This window comes from Kitasatospora indigofera, assembly GCF_014655955.1.
Lineage (GTDB): Bacteria > Actinomycetota > Actinomycetes > Streptomycetales > Streptomycetaceae > Kitasatospora > Kitasatospora indigofera.
In genome coordinates this window covers 1-3970 of record NZ_BNBO01000119.1, presented here as the reverse complement: position 1 = coordinate 3970, position 3970 = coordinate 1, and the positions used below count along the sequence as shown (strand labels likewise).

Here is a 3970-nt window from a genome sequence, read left to right as displayed (position 1 = left end):
ACTCGTCCATGGCGGCCCGGAAGACGGGGTACGCGGCGTACAACTCCCGGCCCATCCCCACCCACTGCGCGCCCTGGCCGGGGAACACGAAGACGGTACGGCCCGGGGTGCCGGCCCGGCCGGCGGCGACCTGGGCGGAGTCGAGCAGGACCGCGCGGTGCGCGAAGCGGGTCCTGGTGGTGGCCAGCGCGTGCGCGACCTCGGCGCCGGTCAGGTCCGGGTGGCTGCGCACGTGTTCGCGCAGGCGCTCGACCTGCGCCCGGAGCGCCTGCCTGGTCCGCGCCGTGACGATCCACGGCGCCGGCAGGGCCTCGGGGGCGGGCCGCCGGTCCGGCGGCGCGGCCGCATCGGGCGCCTGCTCGACGATCACGTGCGCGTTGGTGCCGCCCATGCCGAACGAGGACACGCCGGCGAGCAGGGGCGCATCCGGCCGCGGCCACGGGGTCAGCGTGGTCTGGACCCGCAGTGCCAGTGCGTCGAGCGGGATGCCGGGGTTGGGGGTTTCCCAGTTCAGGCTCGGCGGCAGTGCGCGGTGGTACACGCTGAGGACGGCCTTGAGCAGACCGACGATGCCCGCGGCGCCTTCCAGGTGGCCGACGTTCGTCTTGGCGGATCCGACCCGCAGGGCGCTGTCGGCGTCGCCGGACCCGGCCGGATCGCGGTAGGCCGCCGCGACGGCCGCGGCCTCGACGGGGTCGCCGACAGCGGTGCCGGTGCCGTGCAGCTCCACGTACTGCACGTCCGCGGGACGCACGCCGGCGCGGGCCAGTGCTCCGCGGATGACCTGTTCCTGAGCCTGCGCGCTGGGCACGGTCAGGCTCCGTGTGGCGCCGTCGTTGTTGACCGCGCTGCCCCGGATGACACCGTAGACGCGGTCCCCGTCGGCCAGGGCCCGGTCCAACGGTTTCAGGACGAGGAAGGCGCCGCCCTCGCCGCGGACGAAGCCGTTGGCCCGGGCGTCGAAGGTGAAGCAGCGGTCGTCCGGGGACAGGCCGCCGAACTCCGCCGCTCCCTCCTCGCGGGCGGCGGTCAGGTTGAGGTTCACCCCGCCGGCCAGGGCGAGCGCCGACTCGCCGCGGCGCAGGCTCTCGACCGCCAGGTGCACCGCGACCAGCGCCGACGACTGGGCCGTGTCGACCGTCATGCTCGGACCGCGCACACCGAGGAAGTGTGAGACGCGGTTGGCGATGACGCCCCGGCTGGTGCCGGTCAGCGTGTGCGGCGTGATGTGACCGGGGTAGGCCAGCGACGTGTAGTCCTCCCACATCGAGCCGACGAACACCCCCGTCGGGCTGCCCGTCAGCGTGCTCGGCACGATCCGGGCGTCCTCCAGGGCCTCCCAGGCGAGTTCGAGCATGAGCCGCTGCTGCGGGTCCATGCCGGCGGCCTCACGGGGGGACACCCCGAAGAATGCCGCGTCGAAGCCGTCCACCCGGTCCAGGAAGCCGCCGTGCCGTACCCCCTGCCGGCCCGCGGGCGGCGCGGTGATCGCGTCGGCCCCGTCGCACAGCAGTCGCCAGAACGCCTCCGGATCCGGGGCTTTCGGCAGCCTGCCCGCCATGCCGATGACAGCGACACGATCAGCGTCCGAATCCGAGCGGAAACGCATCACATCGACACCTCGTGAGCCGGGGGTATGAAGGAAGGCGGGGTGTTTCCGTAGCAATCCCGATGGTGCGGCCCCGGCCGCGCGAGCGGCCGGATCATCGAGCGCGCGGGCAGCCCGGCGACCCGGTGGTATCCGAACCCGGACTCGCCAACGCTTCGAGCGTCTGGATCAGTGGAGCGGCCCTCGAAAGCGAGAGCGTCGGCGACGCTCTTCGAGGAGGGGTGCACTGGTGCGCTGAGCGTAGAAGGCGAGACGATGATCGTCCGCCGCGCAGATGAGCATGCCAGCAACATCACGCCATCGCCATAGAACCTCCGAAGGCTGGCTCAAACGGAACACATCACACCGTCATATGCCTGCATGGCAAAGGAACCGTGGCGAGATCCGCTCCGTGCCCCATCAAACGCGGGGCCTCTTGGGGCCGCCCGTCGCACCGTCCGTCGGCGAACCTGCCGTGAATCCGCCGTGAATCCGCCGGTACGGTCACGGAAGTGCGTCCACGCCCTGCATGCACCGCCACGACCGGGCCGGGTATTCCTGGGCACTGTCGACGCCGACGGTGCAACGCCCTAGAATCCCAACGCACTCGCGCAGAAGTACGTCCTCGACCGTCATCCGGCCACCCGGGGAACCTCCGCACGGCGATCATCACCCGGATCGAACGCACCGACCACCGGCGCCGCCGGCAGCTCCGGCTCCACCGTTCGACCCCCCACCGACTTCGACACGATCGCGAAGCGCCACCGCCCTCCGGCGGCACAGAACCCAGCTGTCACCGATCCGTGCACCGGTCCCGGCCCTGCGCGCCCGGCACCCGGCACCCGGCACCCGGCACCGGTCAAGGTGACATTCAGTCAGGAGGAAGCGATGCAAGCCACGTTCCCCTTCAGCACACCGCACCACCTCGACAACGAGCCCGAAGCCGAGGCCCTGCTCGCACAGGCTCCGGTCGTCCTCGCCACGATGGGTCCGGCGAACGTCTGGCTCGCCCTCTCCTACAAGGCGGTCCGCCAGGTCCTCAGCGACAGCCGGTTCAGCCGGGAGGCGGCCACACGTCCGGGCAACCCGCTGCAACTGTCCGTCGCCTCCGACCCGTTACTGGTCTCCAGCCTGGACGGCGAGCGCCACGCCCGCCTGCGCAAGCTGATGTCGCAGGCGTTCAGCCCACGCATGGTCGATCAGCTCGAACCACGCGTGCAGTCCATCGTGGACTCCCTGCTCGACTCCCTCGATCCAACCGCGGATCTCGTGGCAGGCCTCTGCGCCCCACTGCCGTTGATGGTCATCTGCGAACTGCTCGGCGTGCCCTACTCCGAGGCGGAGGCCATCCGTGGGTGGACCAGGCGGCTGTTCGTCACGAACATCACTCCGGAGGAACTGCGGGCCGCACAGGGCGAGATGCAGGACTGGCTCGCCGATCTGGTGCGCCGGAAGCGGGCGCGGCCGGACGACGGGTTGATCTCGGCGATGGTCGCCGCCAACGACGAGGGCGACCACCTCACCGAACCCGAGCTGCTGGCCAACCTGGAGGGCCTGCTGATCGCCGGCCACGAGACGACCGTCAACCAGCTGGGCAACTCGCTGCTGACCCTGCTGCGCCACCCGGACCAACTCGCACTGCTGCGGTCGTCACCGGACCTGATCGGACCTGCGGTCGACGAGCTGCTGCGCTACAGCAGGCTCTTCACCTCGACGGAGGTCCGGGTCACGACCGAGCCCGTCGAACTGGAGGGCGTCGAACTGGGGGCGGGCGAACCGGTGTTGCCGGTCATCGTCGCGGCCAACCGCGACCCCGGCGTGTACCCGGATCCCGGCCGCCTCGACATCACGCGCGAAGGGCCGGCGGCGCACCTCGCCTTCGGGCACGGGCCGCACTTCTGCCTCGGCGCGATACTGGCCCGCCGGGAAATGCGGGTGGCGATCGGGTCCGTGGTGAATCGGTATCCGAAACTGCGCCTCGCCGTTGACGAGTCCGAACTCACCTACGTACCGGAACTGGTCTTCCGCGGACTGCAGGCGTTGCCGGTCATCTGGTGATCCGTGGTCTCTCGTACCGCAGGCGCGGGAACCGGACGGGATCGACCGGTCGGGGCGCGACACGACCGAGGGCCCTTCCGCCACCTTCGACCTGCGGTACGACCGGCACGGCGAACCCGTCGGCGTCCGTGCGGTCGACGAGGCCGCCGAGCGACTGACGGCCCACGCTCCCACCCACGTGCACCAGCGCCCTGACCACCAGTACCACGATTGCTGCCGCCGTCTTCTCGACGCGTCGCCCTCCTCCACGGCCCGGGGCCGACCGACACGGCCGCGCCCGCACCCTGCGACAGGCCGCAGGGCCCTGCTGGGTGCGGGCGCGGC

The 3970-nt window shown here is 71.4% G+C and carries 2 protein-coding genes; one reads left to right on the top strand and one right to left on the bottom strand.

From position 1 onward, the window contains the following. Positions 1–1561, bottom strand: a 1561-nt coding sequence (locus tag IE329_RS39625; protein WP_229928152.1) for a type I polyketide synthase, incomplete at its 3' end; no start/stop codon positions are given. A 915-nt stretch (positions 1562–2476) separates the two neighbouring features. Here IE329_RS39625 and IE329_RS39620 point away from each other — a divergent pair. Beyond that, the gene (locus IE329_RS39620) at positions 2477–3646 is read left to right on the top strand and encodes a cytochrome P450 family protein (RefSeq protein ID WP_190215921.1); all 1170 of its coding nucleotides are present in this window, start codon (positions 2477–2479) and stop codon (positions 3644–3646) included. Positions 3647–3970 lie beyond the last annotated feature (324 nt).

Bases quoted from the DNA above. Each gene is read 5' to 3' on its own strand.
- IE329_RS39620 (WP_190215921.1), top strand. From the start codon at position 2,477: ATGCAAGCCACGTTCCCCTTCAGCACACCGCACCACCTCGACAACGAG.